Source organism: Kribbella sp., assembly GCF_035655035.1.
In the GTDB taxonomy this organism is placed as follows: domain Bacteria; phylum Actinomycetota; class Actinomycetes; order Propionibacteriales; family Kribbellaceae; genus Kribbella.
In genome coordinates, this window is the sequence record NZ_DASRVN010000532.1 from 1 (window position 1) to 17,616 (window position 17,616).

Sequence of the window (17,616 nt, forward strand, 5' to 3'; positions counted from 1 at the left end):
CGTGGCCACCAGCGCCCCGCCCATCGCGAACCAGACGTACCCGGTCAGGCTGTGGATGCCGAACAGCCCGATCGCCGCGACGACCGCCACCGCGGCACCGGCGTTCACACCGAGGATCCCGGGGTCGGCGAGTGGGTTCCGGGTGACGCCCTGCATCACGGCTCCGGATAGCCCGAGCGCGGCGCCGACCAGCAGTCCGGCAACGGTTCGCGGCATCCGCAGGTACCGGACCACGCGGTCGCTGTCGCTGCCGGTGAAGTCCGCCAGCGCCCGATACACCTCCCCCGGGCCGATCCAGCGGTCGCCGACGCACAACGACAGCAGGACGACGACCGCCAGTACCGCGACCAGGCCGGAGGCCCGTTTCACTTGACCAGATCGGGGTGCAGGAGGTGACCGAGGTTCTCGGTCGTGTACGCGCCCCGGACGCCCGCCGAGTGGTTCGCGAACAGCCACGGGACGACATGCTTCCCCCGCACGGCCTTGAGGTTCGCGAAGGCCGGATTCGCGAGCAGCTTCCGCACGTCCGGCAGCGAGGCGGCGGGCGTCAGCGAGGCATCACAGCAGCCGCTGATCAGCACGTAGTCGGGGTCCCGCTTGATGAACTCCTCGACGCTGATCTTCACGTTCCGCTTCGAGGTCAGGTCGGCGAACGCGTTCACGCCACCCGCCTGCCGGATCAGCACGGTGCCGAAGTCCGGCCCGCCGGACACCGTCATCCCGCCGCCCTCCAGCCCCGGCCGGACGATCGCCACGGTCGGCCGCGACGCGTCCTTGACGGCATCCTCGACCGCGGCGATCCGCCTCTTCTGGTCGGCGATCACCTTCGAGGCGCGGTCCTCGACGCCGAACAGCCGGCCGAGGTCGCGCAGGTCGGCGTACACGTTGTCCATCGAGACCGTCGCCGGGTCGATCGCCTCGTCGCCCTTGCCGTCCGCGGTCGGGCAGAGCGGGCTGAAGATCCAGGTCCGGATGCCGAGCTCGGCGAGGCTCTTCCGGCTGCCGAAGCTCGCGTCGCTGCCGGCGGCACTGAACACGTCGTTGAACCCGGACAGCACGAAGTCCGGGTTCAGGCTGAGCAGCTCCTCACGGCTCGGCAGATTCTTGAAGTACTTCGCCTTCGACTGCGCGGCGGCGTACTCCGGCAGCACCCGGGAGTCGAGGTACGCGGTGCCGACCAGGCGGTCCGAGATGCCCAGCGCGTGCGCCATCTCGATCGCCGGCTGGTACGCCGCGAACACCCGCTTCGGCGGGCCGTCGACCGAGACGTCGATCCCGCAGTTCTTGACGGTCGTCGCTCCGGGACTCTCGGCGGCCGACGGCGCACAGCCGGCCAGCAGGGTCAGCGACAGGGCAACAGCAAGCAAACGTACGACGGCCATGACGGACCGCTCCTCCAGCACCTCGTGGACGGGTCAGCGCCGTGGCCGGTCTCCTGGCTGACGGGTACCGCGTCCACCGGCCTGACCTTCCCAGCCGCACGCGGCCAGTGGTCCTCTCACGAGTACGACAGGTGCACATCCCGATCACAGTGGCGAGGGCCGCGCCGGTACTTCACCGGCTTCCCGAACACCACGGCGCGGTCACCATAGCACCGCGCTCAGTGGGTGTAGAGCGACGACATCGCGAGTGCGAACTGGGTCATCAGGTCCGGGTTGATCGCGCGGGCCGGGAGCGGGACCAGGTCGACGAGCTTGTCGTCGCCGACCCGGATCGTGGTCCGGCCGGTCGCGGTGTCGACGTACCCCTCGTCGCCGAGCGGGATCGCCTGCGAGGTCGCGGCATTGCGCAGCGGCGCCATCAACGCGGCGGCGTCCGGCTCCCGGCGGACCGTCGTGTACAGCACGCTGGTGGCGGTCACCCAGCCGCAGACCGGATCACCGACCAGGGTTTCGCCGTCGCGGCGGGCGGTCGCCGGCACGCCCAGCACCTGCTCGGCCGCGTCCGACCCGCGGTCGCACTCCGGCCGGGTGATCAGCAGCGCAGGCGCGGACAGCTGCGGCGCCTGCCGGACGACCTCCTGGCCGAGTACGACGTACTTCGCGAGCGTGGCCCGCGGACCGGAGAGCTTGTACAGTCTGCCGTCGAGCAGGAACACCACGAACGTACTCGTCCCGTATCCGCCCTGGCCGAGGTTCGCGGTCACGGCGGGCTCGCGCCCGTGGGCGGTGTACGCCTTGCGGGCCGCGGCGAGCGTGGCCGTCGTCGCCTGGAGCACCGACACCCCGATCCGCAGCACCGGTCCGTCCGCGGTGGCGCCGAGGTTCAGCTGGCAGACGTCGTACGCCGGGATGTCGAGCTCGGCCGGCAGGTCCCGGCGGTCGACCCGCACCGCCGGCACCCCCAGCGTGGTCCGGACCAGGTTGTCGTCGACCAGCGTGCACAGCGTCTCGGCGGGCGTCGCCGACGCGGTCGGGGACGGCGTGTCCGAGGGCGTCGCCGACGGGGTGTCGAGCCCGCTCACCGAGACCAGCGGCGGCACGCTCGGCGCGGTCTCCTGCCCGTGACCGCCACACCCCGCGAGCAGGACGAGGGCGATCCCGGCGGCGATCAAGGTACGCATGATGCCCCTGAGCCTAACCGGCGGCGCGGAGCTCTCTTTCGCGGACGGCGTGTTCGTCGGTACGGGCGTCGTAGCGCCAGAACTCGCGCAACCAGACCGAGGTCGCGACCACGCCCGCGACGCACAGGATCCCGCCGCTGACGATCGCGGTCCGGACGCCGGTGAGGTCCGCGACCAGGCCGGAACGGGCCTGACCGCCGAGCGGGCCCAGGGAGTACCCGAGCATCTCGATCCCGGCCAGCCGGCCGCGCATCTCGTCCGGGATGGTCTGGTTCCAGATCACCGAACGGAACAGCACCGAGACCATGTCGCAGGCGCCGGCCAGCGCGAAGAACCCGATCGCGAACCAGATGTTCGGCGCCAGCCCGGCGATCCCGACCGCGGCACCCCAGCCCATCGTGGCCAGCACGACGGCCCGGCCCTGGTGGTGCACATGCTTGGCCCAGCCGCTGGTCAGCGACGCGCACATCGCCCCGATCGCCTCCGCGCTGTACAGCAGGCCGAGCAGCCTCGGCTCCTTCAGCACGGTGGTCGCGAACGCCGGGAACAGCACGATCGGCATCGCCAGGAACATCCCGACCATGTCGACCAGGTACGTCGCCAGCAGGTCCTTGCGGCGGAACGCGTACACGATCCCGCCGCCGATCGCCCGCAGACTCGGCGCCGTGGTGTGCTCCCGCGACCGGTACGAACCCAGGCGGGCGTAGAGCAGCGTGGCGAACACGATCCCGGCCAGCTCCACCGAGAACGCCCAGGTCACGCCCACCGAGCCGACCAGTACGCCGCCCAGCGCCGGGCCGGCCAGCTGCCCGATCTGTGAGGTCAGCGAACTCAGCGCGACCGCGGCCGGGATCTCGGCGTGCTTCACCACCCGGGGCAGCAGCGCCTCGCGCGACGGCCGCTGCAGCGACGAAGCGACCGCGTTCAGCGCGCCGCAGACGTAGATCAGCCAGATCTGCGGGTGCGCGAGCAGCGTGTTCGCGACCATCAGCGCGGAGATCATGACCTGGGCGATCCCGGTGCCGACCAGCAGTTTCCGGCGTTCCACGTGGTCGGCGAGGGCACCGCCGTACAGGCCGAACACGATCAGTGGTGCGATCGTCACCAGGCCCATCGCGCCGACCGCGAAGTTCGAGCCGGTGAGCTGGTACAGCTGGTACGGCAGCGCGACGTACCCGACCATGCCGCCGAGGAAGAAGACCGAGCCCGCGACCAGCAGGATGCGGAAATCGCGGGAACCACGCCACGGGGTCAGATCGACACGCAACCGGGCCAGCCGCGAGCGAAGACTTGCTGCCACCGCAACATGGTGACAGGTCCGACCACTCCGGACGAACCTGATTAACCGCCACCCTTTCCATCAGCATCGAATGGATCCGGCGGCGACCCGGGGCCGTCCTAGCGTGACAACCGATTGGTTGCTCAGGGCGTCAATCTCGCTGGCCGGGAAAACCCGGCCATCCTCGGGAATCGGAGAACACCGCATGATCTCGATCAAGTCGGCCGGCACCCGGCTGCTGGCCACGCTCGCCGTCGGCGCAGCGGCCGGTGCCACCCTGCTTGTTCCGTCAGCCGCGAACGCCGCCCCGGCGTCGCAGACGGCTGCCACCGCTGTCTCTGCTGCCACCGCCGCACCGTCGGGCGGTCTGCTGCGGCCGGGTCAGTACCTGAAGCCCGGTCAGTACCTCCGCTCGCTGAACAAGGTCTACACGCTCGTCATGCAGACCGACGGCAACGCCGTGCTGGTCAAGGGCCGGACCCCGATCTGGGCGACGATGACCAACCGCAAGGCGTCCACCCTGATGATGCGGCCCGACGGCAACCTGGTCGTCGTCTCCGGCCGCACCGTGGTCTGGGCCAGTGGGACGGCCGGCAGCACCGGCGCCATCCTGAACGTCCAGAACGACTCGAACCTCGTGCTCTACAACGTCCGTCGCAAGCCGGTCTGGGACCGCTTCATGGTGATGGTCAACCTGAACCCAGGACGCCTCCTCACCTTCCCGACGGCGCTCTACTCGCACAACCGCGTGTTCCGGGCGCAGATGCAGAGCGACGGCAACCTGGTGATCGTCAAGTACGGCAGGACGCCGCTCTGGAGCACCAAGACGATCAGCAAGGGCGGGTTCGCGACCATGCAGACCGACGGCAACTTCGTCGTCTACAGCGCAGCCAAGAAGCCGCTGTGGGCCACCAAGACCACCCGCAGGGGTTCTGTCCTGCAGATGCGCGACGACGGCAAGCTCGCCGTCATCTACGGCCGCACCACGATCTGGGTCAGCTGAGAATCCCCTCGGTTCTGAGCCGCGGCGCCTTCGGGGGCGCCGCGGCTCAGTCGTTCGTGAGGGGTAGCAGCGCGGTCAGGTCGGTGCGTTCGCCGCTGGCCCGGAGTTTTCCGGACATCCGGGCGTCCGCCCAGCTGGTCCGGCCGAGCGCGACCTCGATCCACAGCTCCGGCGGCATCTCGATCACCGCGCCCGGCGTACCGCGGGTGTGCCGCGGCCCCTCGATGCACTGCACGGCGCCGTACGGCGGGATCCGTACCTCGACCGCGTGCCCCGGGGCCTTCGCGACCAGGCGGTTCAGCAGTTCCTTGGTCAGCAGCTTCAGCTCGGCGCGGCCCGCCGTACCGTCGTCGTAATGCCGCATGGCCTGCTGGAAAGCGGTGTCTGACATCTCCACGACGTGCCAGCGTACGCGGCGGTTTGCGGAGACGCCCCTCTCGTCAGGGATAATCAGCCGCGAGAGAAGGAAGCGAGGTCGGGATGCTCACGCCCAGGCACCAGGCGCTGCTGATGACACTGGCGGGAATGACCGTCGGTGTTGTCGCGTTCGGCACGGTCGTCGCCGTCCATGGCGGCAACCCGTTCACAGCGCACGACGAGCCGGTGAGCGTCGTCAGCCCAGCCCCTTCGAGTACGCCGACCCGCGGTGGCGGGCTGCAGGCCGACGGGCTGCAGTACGTCGTACAGAACTTCGGGACCGACAACGATCCGGTGTCCGCGGACGTACCGGTCGGCTGGAAGAGTTCGCAGAGCGGCACCCGGCCGAAGTTCCTGGACCCGACCGGGGTCTGGCAGCTCCGGTTCGACACCCGGGGCAGCAGGCAGAGCCCGGACGAGCTGGTGCGGGACCGCGAGCGCAGCATCGAGGAGAAGGACCTGCAGGTGATGAGCCGCGACAACGGCCTGCTGGTCTACACGTACGTCGACAAGACCCGCGGGCCGCGGATGGGGCTGTCGCGCTGGATCTCCCTCGACGGCGGCAGGACCTCGGCCGTCGAGATCACCGTCGGCGGCCGCCCCCAGGACGAGGCCGGCCTCCGCTCCGTGCTCCAGCACGCCGTCGACACCCTGAAAGTGCCGGTCTCACCCGGCGACAACCGGCCGAACTAGCGGCAGCCGGCCTGCGCCAGGGGCGGCCGGGCTAGCACTTGATGTCGGCGGCCGGGGTGTTGCCCTGCACGAGGTAGCTCTCGACGACGTTCTTCACGCAGGCGTTGCCGGACAGGTACGCCGTGTGCCCGTCGCCGTCCCGGGTGACCAGGACACCGCTTTCCAGCTCGTGCGCCAGCCCGACCGCCCACCCGTACGGCGTCGCCGGGTCCCGCGTCGTCCCGAGCACCACGATCGGCTTCGCGCCGGCCGCCTTGATCGGGTGCGGCGTGTTCGTCGGCTTCACCGGCCAGTTCACGCAGGACACCGACGACCAGGCCATGAACTCGCCGAACCGCGGCGACGCCGCCTTGAACTTCGGCACCTCCGCCTGGATCTGCGCGATCGACGTCGCATCCGGGCGGTCGCTGCAATTGACCGCGATCTGCACCTCGTTGGAGTTGTCGGCGTACCCCGTCGGCTGGCGGTTGGTGTACTCGTCGGCGAGCGCGAGCAGCCGGCTGCCGTCGCCGGACAGCCCGGCCGCGACGGCGTCCTCGAGCCGCGGCCAGAAGTCCTTCAGGTACAGCGGGTAGACCAGGCCGAGCATCGCCAGCGCCTGCGTGACCTGGCGCTGCCCGTCACCCGGCAGCGGGTGCTCGTCGGTGTCGTTGATCAGCTTGTCGACCTTCGCCAGTACCTCGTCCTTGCTGTTGCCGAGCTTGCAGGACCGCTGCGCGCAGTCCTCCGCGAACGCCTCCAGCGCCTTGTCGAAGCCCTTCGCCTGCTCGATCCCCATCTCCTCGGACGTGATCGCCGGGTCGACCGCGCCGTCCAGCACCATCCGGCCGACGTTCTTCGGGAACTCCTCGGCGTACGTCGCGCCCAGGTACGTCCCGTACGACATGCCGAGGTAGTACAGCTGCGGGTCGCCGACGATGCCCCGCAGTACGTCGATGTCGCGGGCCGCGTCCTTGGTGTTCACGTGCGGCAGCAACCGGCCGGAGCGCTGCTGGCACCCGGCCTCGAAGATCTTCGACTGCTTGTCCAGGTCGGCGATCTCGGCGGCGTTGTCCGGGCTGCCGTCGGCGGCGATCATCGCGTCCAGCTGCTGGGTGTCCAGGCACTTCACCGGCGTCGACTCGCCGACACCCCGCGGATCCCAGCCGATGATGTCGAACTTGCGCAGTAGCGGCGACCCGAACAGCATCGGCGCCTGCGCGGCGAACTCCTGCCCGCTCGCGCCCGGGCCGCCCGGGTTGATGAACAACGTGCCGATCCGGCCGCCGCGATCCTTCGCGAGCACCTTCCGGGCGCGCAGCTCGATCGTCTGGCCGGCCGGCTTGGAGTAGTCCAGCGGTACCTGGATGGTCGCGCACTGCTGGTTCGTACCGCAGCGCTGCCAGTCCGGGCGCTGCTGGTAGAACTTCTGCAGCCCTGCCGGGATCGGCCCCACCGGTCCGCTCGGCGGATTGCTCCCGACACCCGGCGCCGTACCGCTGCCGGCGTCCTGCGCGCGACTCGCCACCCCACACCCACTCGCCAGCACCGCAAGAGCTGCCACCAGTACGGTCGATCTGGATACCCCGCCTCGAGCGAAGCGAGGGGTGGGTCGAGAGCGGAATCTCACGGGGCGGTGTCTCCCTCGTCGTCGTGGTGCAACCGGCGCCGCCGGCGCGGCTTCCGGACCCGGCGCGGCTCCTCTTCCTTTACGGCGGGCGTTTCCTGTACTGCGGGTGTCTCCTGTACTGCGGCTGTCTCGGGTGCTTCGGGTGATTGCGGTACCACGGGTGGCGCGTCCGGGGTCGTCGTACCGGAGGCCTCGTACTGCTGCCGCGGTGAGCAGACGTCCGCTCGGCTGCACGCGCAGCGCCGGCCCGAGGCCGCCAGCCGGACGACCACGGTGTCGCTCGGCACGTTGTGCCCGACCACCACTCCATCACCCGCGGGGGTCTCCACCGCGGATCCGAGCGCCGGAGCCTTCGCGTTGAACTCCTGGTAGAGCGGATGCTCGTACTTCAGGCAGCACATCAGCCGGCCGCACGCACCGGAGATCTTCAGGGGGTTCAGCGGCAGGTCCTGGTCCTTCGCCATCCGCACGCTGACCGGCTCGAAGTCCTTCAGGAACGTCGCACAGCACAGGTCCCGGCCACACGGCCCGATCCCGCCCTGCAACCGTGCCTCGTCCCGCGCTCCCACCTGCCGCAGCTCGATCCGCGCCCGCAACGCCCGTGCCAGGTCCCGCACCAACTCGCGGAAATCCACCCGGTGCGGCGCCGAGAAGTACACGATCACCAGCTGGTCGATATCCGGCCGCCGATCGACGAAGTCGATCCCGACCACCTTCATCGGCAACCCGTGCTGCCGGATCGTCCGCTTCGCGATCAGCCGCGCGTCCGCCCGCCGCTGCCGGTTCTGCTCGTCCCGCTCCAGATCCTGCGCCGACGCGATCCCCGCACAGGCCGGCAGCCCACCGACCTCCTCGGTCACGAACTGCGGCGCCCAAACACACTCCGCAACCTCGGGCCCGTCATCGGTAGGCACCAGCACCTTGTCCCCGACCCGAGGCCGAAACTCCCCCGGGTCAAGGTAGTACAGCCGCCCGTACCGCTCGAACGACACCGCCATCACCATGCCCACCCGGCCAGCCTACTTGCAGACCTCCCCACACAGCCGCACAAGCAGCCCCCCGCGTGCTACGCGGGCTCCCACCCACCCCCGGGCTTGCGCCCGGAACACCATTTCCGGCGACCGCCGGGAAGCTGGCGCCAGCCGGCAACTAGGCGGCGCCGGCAGCAACTCCCGGGTTCTGCGGTCGGGTGGGTCGGGTTGCGTTTGCCTGCAGCAACGGGTTAGCGGTGGCTGTTCTTGACGGTGCCTGTGAGTTTTTTGTTGGCAGGGCCGTACGCGACGCAGAACACGCGGCGGTCGCCGGCGTTCCAGGTGTACTTGTCGGGGGTCAACCAGTTCAGGTAGAGCTCCGACTCGTCGCGGGACTTGCCGACGTACGTGCCGAACGGCGGCGTACAGGCCTGATCGGCTGCCTTGTCGATCGCCTTGTCGCCGGGGTAGGTGCCGGCGGGCAGGCTCACGATCGCGACCAGTTCGGCGTCGTGCTCGTTCGGACACGGCTGCCGCTCCACCTGGTCGTCCGCGCTGGTGTCGTTGAAGCACTCGCCGACGAGGAGTTCGTCGATGTATGCGCTGTTCGTGCCGGGGTCCGGTGCACTGGGGTCCGGTGCGCCCGAGTCGCCGCCTGAGGAGCCGAACGCGATCACCAGGCCGATCAGCGCGACGTACCCGAGTGACACGAGCGAACCGATCACCACCCCCGCGATCGCCATTCCCTTGCCGGCCTGCGGGCGCCGGCTGAGCTGGACGAGCGCGGTGATCCCGAGCGCGACCCCTACCGGCGCCGACAGCCCGATGAAGATCCCGCCGAGCGCACACACGAGCGCCGCGGTCGCCAGCGCATTCGTCCCACCCGACCCACCCGTGTACCCGTAGCCGTACGCCGCCGGATACTGCCCCGGCCCATACCCGTGCCCGTACGGCGCCGGCCCATAAGCCCCTGGTCCGTACGGCGGCTGCCCCTGAGCCGACTGCCCGTACTGCGGCTGCCCGTACTGCGGCTGCCCAGGCTGGGGTTGCCCGTAAGGCGACTGCCCGTACGGCGGTTGGGGCTGCCCGGGCGGCGGCTGCGCTCCAGGAGCGGCCCACGGGGTGCTCGGCGGTTGATCCGGGCGTCCGTACGTCGGGAAAGCACGCGTCGGGTCGTGCGGCTGGTCCTGTGGCCGTTCCGGCGGCTGGTCCTGTGGCCGTTCCGGCTGCGGATCCTGCGGTTGCTCCGGCGGCTGTGAGCCGTTCGGCGGCTGAGTCACGGTGTCTCCCAATCCCCCGCAGGCACTACCGCTGCGCTCCGCGCATCGTACCGTTCAGGTGGGTTCCTGGCATCCCGAGCAGGCAGAGGACGTTGCCGTCAGCAACCGCGTGGTCCTCGAGCACCACGTAGTACATGTCGAGCTCGGACCGTTCGTAGGGCTTCCCGACGAAATCGACGAACGCCCCGGCGCACTGCTGGGTCGCCTCGGCACCGGCCTGGGCGCCGGAGAGGCCGACCAGCGCCGCCTGCACCTTCGCGTACGCCTCGCCGGTGTGCGGTCCCGCGCAGTCCGCGATCCGCACCAGCCGCAGCGCGTCGGACTCCAGGTCCGCGTCGAAGCAGCGGCCGACGTCCACCTGCGAGATCGACACGGTACGGCCGATGCCGCGGCGGTGCTCGGCGACCAGGTTGAGCGTGACCGCGATGCCGATCGCGATCATCCAGGCCAGCGATACCAGCAACGCGCCGTACGCGAGCCGCTTTCCCTGCCCGCCGAGCCGCTTGATCCGGCGCAGTGCGATCCCGGCCAGCACGACCGCGAGCGGCACCAGCCCGGGCAGGCTGACCGCGAGGGCCGCGACCGCGTACCCGTCCTGGCGTGGTGCCGGCTTCGGGACGCCCTCCAACCAGGACTCAGCCGGCGGCAGTGGCTGCCGTACCGGCTGAATCGGGGAGGAGGGCGGCTTCATCGAGGTCCGTTCGGGAGGCGGTGCCGGGTCAACCACCCGGACACCCAGTCATCGGACCCGCCCGTCTCGGTGTTACATTCGCCGCCCAGTTATCGGACGTGAGTCACGCCTCAACGAGACTTCTCAGCGGAGCACCCGGCGCGGGATCGTGAACCCGTCACTGCGCCCCTCGAACAGCGAGACGGTCATCGCCTCCAGTGCGACCAGCGGCGCCACGTTGGCCTCGATCGCCTCCCGGCACATCCCGATCGCGTCGATCCGGCGGATCGTCTGCTCGGGGGTCGTCCGGGCCGCGAGCTGCTCGATGTTGCGCCGCAGCTCGGCGTTGATCAGCTCGCCGCCGGACCGGGTCTGCACCACCAGGACGTCGCGGTAGAGCGCCATCAGGTCGACCAGCGAGCGGTCCAGGACGTCGCGCTCCCAGCGCTTCGCGCGGGCCTTCTGCTGGTCCTCGAGCTCCTTGAGCGCGGCGTTCGCCTCGCGCGGCTTGGCGCCCTTGGTACCCACGCCGAGCGCCTGCTCGAGCGCGGCGCGCTCCTTCTCGTCGACCTTCTCCGCGCTGGCCTTGGCCTCCTCCTTGGCCGCGTCGACCAACTGCTGGGCGGACTTGAGGCAGGCGCCGAGGTCGCGCAGCGCGAACGGCACCTCCAGCACCCGCGTGCGCCGATCCCGTACTTCGGCGTCCCGCGCCAGCGCCCGCGCCCGCCCGATGTGCCCCTGCGCGGCCCGCGCCGCGAACCACGCCAGGTCCGCGTCCACACCCAGTTTCGCGCTCAGCATCTCCGCGACCGCGGCCACCGGCGGCGTCCGCAGCACCAGCAGCCGGCAGCGTGACCGGATCGTCGGTACGACGTCCTCGACGGTCGGCGCGCACAGCACCCAGACGGTCCGCGGCGAGGGCTCCTCGATGCTCTTCAGCAACGCGTCCGCGGCCTGCTCGGTGAGCCGGTCCGCGTCCTCGACCACCATCACCTGCCAGCGGCCCTGGGTCGGGCTCATCGCGGCCCGGCGGACCAGTTCGCGGACCTCGCTGACCCGGATCGACAGCAGCTCGGTCCGGATCAGGGACACGTCCGGGTGCGCGCCGCTGAGCGCCGTACGGCACTCGTTGCACTCGCCGCAGCCGCTGTTCGCGCACTGCAGCGCGGCCGCGAACGCACGGCCCGCGTTCGATCGGCCGGACCCGGGCGGCCCGGTGATCAGCCAGGCATGGGTCATCCCGGCGACCACCGCGCCGCGTTCGCCCCGCAGTACGGCGGACGCGCCGTTGACGGCCTTCCGCAGTACGCCGACCGCGGGCTCCTGACCGACCAGGTCGTCCCAGACACTCATACGTCCACCTTCGGGAGGATCGGTTGCAGCCGGGCCCGGATCTGCCGGGCGATGTCCTCGCGGTCCTGGGACGCGTCCAGGACCAGGTAGTGCTGTGGCTCGGCGGCGGCCAGCTCGAGGAACGCGTGCCGGACCCGCTCGTGGAACTCGTCGCCCTGGGCCTCGATCCGGTCCCGCTCCTTGAAGCGGCCCAGCCCGCTCTTCGGCGGCAGGTCGAGCAGGATCGTCAGGTTCGGCCGGAGGTCGTCGGTGGCCCAGCGGTTCACACGCTCGACGTCGGACAGGTCGAGGTCCCGCCCGGAGCCCTGGTAGGCGAGCGCGGAGTCGACGTACCGGTCGGTGATCACCACCGCGCCGGCCTTGAGCGCGGGCTTGATCACCGAGTCGACGTGCTCGGCCTTGTCGGCCGCGTAGATCAGCGCCTCGGCGCGGTGCGAGATGTCGCCGGTGGCCGGGTCGAGGACGATCTCGCGGAGCGTCTTGCCGAGCTCGGTCGCGCCGGGCTCTCGGGTCAGCAGCACCTGCTGGCCCTGCTCTTCCAGCCATTTCACCAGCAGCGCGGACTGCGTCGACTTGCCGGTACCCTCACCGCCCTCGAGCGCGACGAACAGCCCGGTGGTCGGGTAGTGGCCGCGGGTCTTGCCGAAGCTCCGCCGGACGTCCTGCCAGAACGGCACGCCCGGACGGTCGTCCATCTGCCGCCAAGCCAGCATCCCGATCACCCCCGCCACCACCGCGGCGATCACCATCGTCATCGAGGCGCCGTTGTACGTCGCCGAGTGGCCCGCGATCGTCCAGGTGCGCCGGCCGATCGCACCCGCGGCGAACGGCGCGATCGCGAGCGTGATCGCGAGCACCGTACGCACCGCGGACTGCACGAACGCGAACGTCCGCCCGCGGACCGCGTCCGGCACCTCGAGACCGAGCAGCGTGTACCCCGACACCCAGGATCCGCCGGCGCAGAACCCGAGCAGGATCGCGATCATCGTGGCGATCTCGATCTGCTGGATCAGCGCCAGCCCGGCCAGGCAGATGCCGGACCCGACCAGCCCGGCCGCGAACAGCCGGCGCCGGGACAGCCCGGAGAAGATCCGCGGCCCGAACCCCATCCCGAGCGCGAGACCGCCGAACACCGCGCCGAACAGCACGCCGTACCCCGGGTCGCCGGCGCCGAGGTCCTCGACGTACGTGCGACCGAGGCCGACCACCACCGCGCCGGCCGCGAACGCCCCGGAGATCCCGACCACCAGCCCGCGGACCACCGGCGTACCGGTGACGTACGACCAGCCCTCGACCATCGTCCGCCACAGCGTCGGGTGGTCCTCCTGCTCGTGCACCGCGCGGCCGATCTCGGACACCGACACGATCGCGAACGCGGAGATCGCGAACGTCGCCGCGTTCACGTAGATGGCGAGCTCGATCGAGAAGTCGCCGGCCCAACGGGTGATCAGCGTGATCGCGGTGAAGATCACCGCGGCCGGGAGCGCCGAGCCGTACGTCGTGATCAGGCTGATCTGGTTGGCCGCCTCGAGCCGGTGCCGGGGCACCAGGTTCGGCACGCTGGCGTCCTTGGCGGGGCCCCAGATCAGGCTGACGATCTCGATCAGCACGGTCGCGACCAGCAGCCAGGTGAGCGTGTGCACGATCGGGATCGTGACGAAGAACGCGGCCCGGACCAGGTCGCCGACGATCATCGTCGCCCGCCGGTCCAGCCGGTCCGCGATCCAGCCCGCCACCGGCCCCATCACCAGCGCCGGCAGCACCCGCAGGAACAGCACGCCGCCGATCGCGAAGTTCGCCAGCTGGTAGTTGTCACCCGCGAACGACTTGGCCATCGCGGTCAATGCCAGCAGGCCGATCCAGTCGCCCAGGCTGGACAGCCCGAACCCGATCCACAGCCGCCGGAACGCCCGGATCCGCAACACCGCCCGCACATCGTGCGCCGGTGCAGGATCTGTCAGCGGGTCATAGGCCTCCGGCACACCGCAAGCCTAGTGGGCACGGCGGACAGCCCGACACGCGTCCCGATCGCGACTCTCCGGCATCGAGTTCACACTGAAAGTAGTCGAGCGTTCGGGGGGCTGATGGTCCACGTCAAGGCGCACCACAGCAGGCACCGGCTGCCTCGACGCGGCTCGGGCGGACCCATCGGCGTCGCGGCGATCGCGACTCTGGTCGGCACCGTCGGCGTCGCCGGGACCGCCCTGTTCAGCCCCACCGGTTCGGCGCCGCCGAGCAAGCCGCCGGTTCCGCAGACGAGCGCGACCGTTCAGATCCCGAGGCTCTCCCCAAGACCCGCCGCTTGTTCCACAGCGGTTGTCAGCGCGTGCAACGCGGCCCTCAACTCCGGCTCCGGCAGATAACCGAACCCGAGCCGGAACACCCGCGGCTCGTCACCGAACCAGTCCCCATCAGCCAGCCGTACGCCACCCTGCTCCGCCGCCCGCTTGAACCGCTGCACGTCCACCTTCACCCGAACAACGCACAACGCTCCCGCCGAAGGCCGAACCCATTCCACAAACCGGCCGTTGGCCTCCACCCAGTCCTGCGTTATCAGAAGGTTCTGCTCCAGCCAGCTCCTACGCTCGCCGAGGATGGCAGGCTCCTGCTCGAACACGCGGACCGCGAGCGCCCCACACCGGCGACGCGGACACGACCGTACTGAACTTCGCCGTCACCAACCGCTCGACCAGCGCCGGATCCGTGCTGATCACCCACCCGATCCGCAACCCGGCCGCGCCGTGACACTTGGACAGCGACGCGACCGAGACCACCCGCGGACCGAGCTGCACCGCCGTGTCCGCAACCTGATCGTCCCCGTACGTCGCCACCCGGTACGTCTCGTCCACCAACAGGTACGCGTCCGGGCACACCGCAGCCATCGCGTCGACGATCTCCCGCAGTACGGACCTCGGTACGGCGACACCCGACGGGTTCTGCGGTGTCGCCAGGCTGACCAGCTTCGTCTCCGGCGTCAGCTGTTCACGTACGGCGTCCGCCCGCACCTGGTACCCGTCGTCGAAGCCCACCGGGACCACCCGCACCGACGCGCCCACCGTCTCGAACGCGCTGCGCGTCATCGGGAACTCCGGCGCCGTCGTGACGACCTCGCCCCGCTCCGCCAGCAGGTACGCGAGCAGGAAGATCCCGTGCATCCCGCCCACCGTGACGACAACGTCATCGGCCCGTACGCGGTGCCGCTCCGCGATCGCGTTCCGCAGCCGCACGTCGCCGGCCGCCGTACCGTAGCCGAGCTCCACCTCCCCCAGCTCCGGCGTCAGCAACTCGCCCAGCCGGAGGTCCGGACCGTAGCTCTCACCGAGCTCGTGCCGGGCCTGCTCGCCGGTCAGGGACATGATCTGGTGGCGCGGAAACTTCGGCATACCGCCATCGTTCAGCGCAGCCCCTCGCCACTGCAGAGCCAATCCGGCAGAATTGGTTCGCAGATGAGACCATTCGAGGTGGTTGACCGGTTGGGCCGCTGGTCGTCCGGCCGCGGCCCGCTCTACCTGCTGCTCGCGGGCCGCCTGCGGCAGCTGATGGACGACGGCGAGCTCCCACCCGGCGTACTGCTGCCCCCGGACCGCGTCCTCGCCACAGCGCTGGCGGTCGGCCGTACGACGGTGGTCGCGGCGTACGACCTGCTCCGGGCCGAAGGGCGGATCACCCGGCGCCAGGGCAGCGGCACGCGCGTGGCCGGCGTACCGAGCGGGGAGCGGGTGGAGGACGCGCCGGTCGACCCGCTCTTCCTGGATTCGCTGGAGGCGCGGGACGACGACGTACTGATGGCCGTCTGTGCGGCGCCGGGGGATCCGCCGCCACAGCTGGCGGAGGCGTTCGTACAGATCGCGCCGGAGCTGGCGCAGATCGACAACGACATCGGGTACTACCCGTACGGGCATCCGAAGCTGCGGCAGGCGTTGGCTGATCGCTACACGTCCCGTGGGGTGCTGACGCGCCCTGAGCAGGTACTGGTGACGAACGGCGGCCAGCAGGCCCTCGCACTGCTCGCACGCGCTCTGGTGTCACCTGGTGACCAGGTGATCGTGGAGGCGCCTACGTACCCAGGTGCGCTGGAGGTCTTCCGAGAGGAGGGCGCTGTACTCCGCGGGCTGCCCGTTGGACTGGACGGCCTCGAGGCGGCGGTGCGTGAGCGACGGCCGGCGGCGGCGTACGTGATCCCGACGTACCACAACCCCACCGGCGCGGTGCTGTCCACGCTGGCACGGCAGCGGCTGGCCGGCGCGGGCGTGCCGCTGATCGAGGACGAAGTACCAGCAGATCTCGCGTTTCCCGGTGAGCCCGTACTCAGCCCCATCGCGGCGTACGGCGACGCGGTGATCTCGATCGGCTCACTCAGTAAGAGCATCTGGGGCGGGCTCCGCATCGGCTGGATACGCGCTGCACCGCCTCTGATCAACCGCCTGGCACGTCTGCGCGCCGTTCACGACCTGGGCGGCAACGTCCCCACTCAACTGGCCGCAGTACACCTCCTACCGGTGCTGGACGCACCTGAGCTGCACGAGACCCTCAAGGCCCGCCACGACCACCTACACACTCTGCTGACCCAAGCACTACCCACCTGGGACATCCCACCCGTAAGCGGCGGCCAGTGCCTCTGGGTGCGCCTCCCGTACGGCGACGGCGCCTCCTTCGCCCAGACCGCCCTAAGACACGGCCTGGCCATCCTCCCCGGCACCGGCCTCGACATCACCGGCGCCGGCAACACCCACCTCCGCCTGCACTTCCGAGCCCACCCCACAGCCCTCACCGAAGCAGTCCACCGCCTCACCAACGCCTGGCACGCCTACCACCCACCAGCAGTCCCAACCCGCATACGCCCATCCATCGCCATCTGAGCTGGTCGGCGTAGAACACAACGTTCTACACTCGGTTCATGGACAGCATCCCGGTACGCGAGCTCAATCAGCACACGAGCGCCGTTCTGGCACGCGTGGCCAACGGCGAATCGCTCGAGATCACCGTCAGCGGCCACCCGGCGGCGCGGCTGGTGCCGATCGAGGACAGCACGAACCTGCGCACCGACCTGATTCGTCGCGGCCGGCTGGTCCCCGCGACCAACCCCGGTCCGCTGGTTCTGCCGCCGGGCGAACCGGACCTGACAACCGACTCCACCGAGGTCATCTCGGACCTGCGGGAGGAACGGCTGTGATCTTCCTCGGCTCGGCCGCGATCGTGAAGATGATCCGGCGGGAGAAGGAGAGCGCGGCGCTCGAGTCTTGGCTCACACAGCAGCCGGACAAGGAACTCGTCGCGTCGTCGTTGGTGCTGACCGAGGTCCCGCGCGCCCTGCGCCGGTCGGACCCTGGCCGGCTCGCGGCCGTCCCCACCGTTCTGGCCAGGCTCGACAGGATCCCGATCGACGACACGGTCCTCGCGACCGCGGCGGCGTACGCGGATCCGATGCTGCGAACCCTCGACGCCATCCACCTGGCGTCTGCCCAGTCCATGGTTCTCGAAGGCATGGAACTCACGGCGTTGGTCACCTACGACAAGCGCCTGCTGGCCGCGGCCGCCGACATCGGTCTGCCGACAGCCGCGCCCGGCGCAATCTGAATGACCTACCCCGCCGCGCCGGCCCTGTAGGAGGGGTAGGCGGGCGCGGCGGGGTGGGATCAGTGGGTGGTGAAGCGGACGGCGAGGGTGGCGGGGGCCGTCTTCAGCTTGTCGCGGTCCGGGAGGGCGGGGCCGCAGGCTGCGGTGCCGACGCCGGTCTGGGCGATGTCGAGGGTGACGTAGGTGGTGTCACCGGGGACC

At 70.4% G+C, this 17,616-nt stretch carries 18 protein-coding genes and 1 riboswitch; of the genes, 5 read left to right on the forward strand and 13 right to left on the reverse strand.

Annotated elements, in window-relative coordinates:
- The 4 genes from VFF46_RS29000 to VFF46_RS29015 form a co-directional block, all read right to left on the reverse strand.
- The coding region (locus VFF46_RS29000; protein WP_325040400.1) for an iron chelate uptake ABC transporter family permease subunit at positions 1-369 on the reverse strand (369 nt) is incomplete at its 3' end.
- The gene (locus tag VFF46_RS29005; protein ID WP_325040401.1) at positions 366-1,382 is read right to left on the reverse strand and encodes an ABC transporter substrate-binding protein; all 1,017 of its coding nucleotides are present in this window, start codon (positions 1,380-1,382) and stop codon (positions 366-368) included. The genes VFF46_RS29000 and VFF46_RS29005, both read right to left, overlap by 4 nt.
- Before the next feature lie 26 nt (positions 1,383-1,408).
- A riboswitch (cobalamin riboswitch) is annotated at positions 1,409-1,606 on the reverse strand.
- A complete protein-coding gene (locus VFF46_RS29010) occupies positions 1,601-2,563 on the reverse strand; it encodes a hypothetical protein (protein ID WP_325040402.1) in 963 nt (320 codons plus the stop codon). Its footprint overlaps the riboswitch before it by 6 nt.
- Positions 2,564-2,576: 13 nt before the next feature.
- The gene (locus tag VFF46_RS29015; RefSeq protein ID WP_325040403.1) at positions 2,577-3,863 is read right to left on the reverse strand and encodes an MFS transporter; all 1,287 of its coding nucleotides are present in this window, start codon (positions 3,861-3,863) and stop codon (positions 2,577-2,579) included.
- Positions 3,864-4,047: 184 nt separating this feature from the next.
- On the opposite strand from VFF46_RS29015, the gene VFF46_RS29020 reads away from it, so the two are divergent.
- Positions 4,048-4,845 (forward strand): hypothetical protein, encoded by a 798-nt coding sequence (locus VFF46_RS29020; RefSeq protein WP_325040404.1) that lies wholly within the window; start codon positions 4,048-4,050, stop codon positions 4,843-4,845.
- A gap of 46 nt (positions 4,846-4,891) precedes the next feature.
- On the opposite strand, the gene VFF46_RS29025 is transcribed toward VFF46_RS29020, so the two are convergent.
- Positions 4,892-5,236, reverse strand: coding sequence for a sterol carrier family protein (locus VFF46_RS29025; RefSeq protein ID WP_325040405.1), 345 nt, complete (start codon positions 5,234-5,236; stop codon positions 4,892-4,894).
- Between the two features lie 89 nt (positions 5,237-5,325).
- Here VFF46_RS29025 and VFF46_RS29030 point away from each other — a divergent pair, with 89 nt between their 5' ends.
- Entirely contained in the window at positions 5,326-5,955 is a 630-nt protein-coding gene (locus VFF46_RS29030) for a hypothetical protein (protein WP_325040406.1), read from the forward strand.
- Between the two features lie 31 nt (positions 5,956-5,986).
- Here the strand turns inward: VFF46_RS29030 and VFF46_RS29035 are convergent, their stop codons facing one another.
- The 8 genes from VFF46_RS29035 to VFF46_RS29070 all read right to left on the reverse strand — a co-directional run bounded on the left by VFF46_RS29035 (position 5,987) and on the right by VFF46_RS29070 (position 15,221).
- On the reverse strand, positions 5,987-7,498 hold the full coding sequence (locus tag VFF46_RS29035; protein WP_325040407.1) for an alpha/beta hydrolase: 1,512 nt from the start codon (positions 7,496-7,498) through the stop codon (positions 5,987-5,989).
- A gap of 62 nt (positions 7,499-7,560) precedes the next feature.
- Positions 7,561-8,568: a regulatory iron-sulfur-containing complex subunit RicT gene (locus tag VFF46_RS29040; protein WP_325040417.1), complete on the reverse strand. Its 1,008-nt coding sequence runs from the start codon at positions 8,566-8,568 to the stop codon at positions 7,561-7,563.
- A gap of 218 nt (positions 8,569-8,786) precedes the next feature.
- Positions 8,787-9,815 (reverse strand): DUF4190 domain-containing protein, encoded by a 1,029-nt coding sequence (locus tag VFF46_RS29045; RefSeq protein ID WP_325040408.1) that lies wholly within the window; start codon positions 9,813-9,815, stop codon positions 8,787-8,789.
- Positions 9,816-9,840: 25 nt separating this feature from the next.
- Positions 9,841-10,506 (reverse strand): DUF4190 domain-containing protein, encoded by a 666-nt coding sequence (locus tag VFF46_RS29050; protein WP_325040409.1) that lies wholly within the window; start codon positions 10,504-10,506, stop codon positions 9,841-9,843.
- A gap of 123 nt (positions 10,507-10,629) precedes the next feature.
- On the reverse strand, positions 10,630-11,838 hold the full coding sequence (locus VFF46_RS29055; RefSeq protein WP_325040410.1) for a DNA polymerase III subunit delta': 1,209 nt from the start codon (positions 11,836-11,838) through the stop codon (positions 10,630-10,632).
- Complete coding sequence (gene tmk / locus VFF46_RS29060; RefSeq protein WP_325040411.1) at positions 11,835-13,820, reverse strand: dTMP kinase; 1,986 nt, start codon at positions 13,818-13,820, stop codon at positions 11,835-11,837. The genes VFF46_RS29055 and tmk overlap by 4 nt, the downstream gene beginning before the upstream one ends.
- Positions 13,821-14,107: 287 nt before the next feature.
- Positions 14,108-14,311: a hypothetical protein gene (locus VFF46_RS29065; protein ID WP_325040412.1), complete on the reverse strand. Its 204-nt coding sequence runs from the start codon at positions 14,309-14,311 to the stop codon at positions 14,108-14,110.
- Between the two features lie 106 nt (positions 14,312-14,417).
- Positions 14,418-15,221 (reverse strand): pyridoxal phosphate-dependent aminotransferase, encoded by an 804-nt coding sequence (locus tag VFF46_RS29070; RefSeq protein WP_325040413.1) that lies wholly within the window; start codon positions 15,219-15,221, stop codon positions 14,418-14,420.
- A 63-nt stretch (positions 15,222-15,284) separates the two neighbouring features.
- Here VFF46_RS29070 and VFF46_RS29075 point away from each other — a divergent pair, with 63 nt between their 5' ends.
- From VFF46_RS29075 to VFF46_RS29085, 3 genes are read left to right on the forward strand one after another with little or no spacing between them, the layout of a single operon-like run.
- Positions 15,285-16,697 (forward strand): PLP-dependent aminotransferase family protein, encoded by a 1,413-nt coding sequence (locus VFF46_RS29075; protein ID WP_325040414.1) that lies wholly within the window; start codon positions 15,285-15,287, stop codon positions 16,695-16,697.
- A gap of 38 nt (positions 16,698-16,735) precedes the next feature.
- Positions 16,736-17,011 (forward strand): type II toxin-antitoxin system prevent-host-death family antitoxin, encoded by a 276-nt coding sequence (locus VFF46_RS29080; RefSeq protein ID WP_325040415.1) that lies wholly within the window; start codon positions 16,736-16,738, stop codon positions 17,009-17,011.
- Positions 17,008-17,415 carry a type II toxin-antitoxin system VapC family toxin gene (locus tag VFF46_RS29085; RefSeq protein WP_325040416.1) on the forward strand — a complete coding sequence of 136 codons (408 nt, stop codon included), beginning with the start codon at positions 17,008-17,010 and terminating at the stop codon, positions 17,413-17,415. The genes VFF46_RS29080 and VFF46_RS29085 overlap by 4 nt, the downstream gene beginning before the upstream one ends.
- Positions 17,416-17,616 lie beyond the last annotated feature (201 nt).